This is a genomic window from Mesorhizobium sp. M7D.F.Ca.US.004.03.1.1 (assembly GCF_003998635.1).
Classification (GTDB): domain Bacteria; phylum Pseudomonadota; class Alphaproteobacteria; order Rhizobiales; family Rhizobiaceae; genus Mesorhizobium; species Mesorhizobium loti.
The window spans coordinates 1-549 of record NZ_RZQG01001697.1 but is presented as its reverse complement, the minus strand read 5'-3'; the positions used below and the strand labels follow the sequence as shown (position 1 = coordinate 549).

The 549-nt window shown below is 58.8% G+C and carries 1 pseudogene; it reads right to left on the bottom strand.

The features are described 5' to 3' along the window. Positions 1-208 (bottom strand): annotated as a pseudogene (locus EN935_RS39555) (murein L,D-transpeptidase); the annotation flags it as partial. Between the last annotated feature and the right edge of the window lie 341 nt (positions 209-549).

The following is a 549-nucleotide window of genomic DNA, read 5'->3' as shown; positions in this document are numbered from 1 at the left end:
AAGCGACGGTCTGTGGGCTGAAGATCGGCAGCGTCGAGGCCACCTTGCCGCCCTCGCTGGCGCGGGCGTCGAACTGGTCGTCCCAATTGCCGCGCGCCGAGGATTTCAGGATATCGCCGATCACGTCCTGCGCATTGGCGCCGCCGGCAACCACTGCGGCTGCGAGCGCGGAGGCTCCGGAAAGGAAAAAACGGCGGCTGGTTTTCATGGACGTTCCAGACATTCTTGTAGCGTTCGATCTACTGCATTCGGTTATGGGGCGATCTTGCCCGCACTCTAGAATTGGCAATCTTAACAATTAGCCAACCATTGTCCGTATCAGCTTGGCCACAAACGCTCGAGGCACGATACGGGTTCCGGGTGAACGCACGGCCTTCACCACAGCATCACCGGCATCCTCGGTTCCATTGGAATATGGCGGCAACGTGGCCTTGCGCCCAAATCCGCCCGGCTGGCTTTCCGAAAAGAACGGTCCGTGCTTTTTTGGTATCGATCGGCGATTGCCGACCACAAGTTTTGCCGATGAGCCACAAGCCCCTGATACTACAG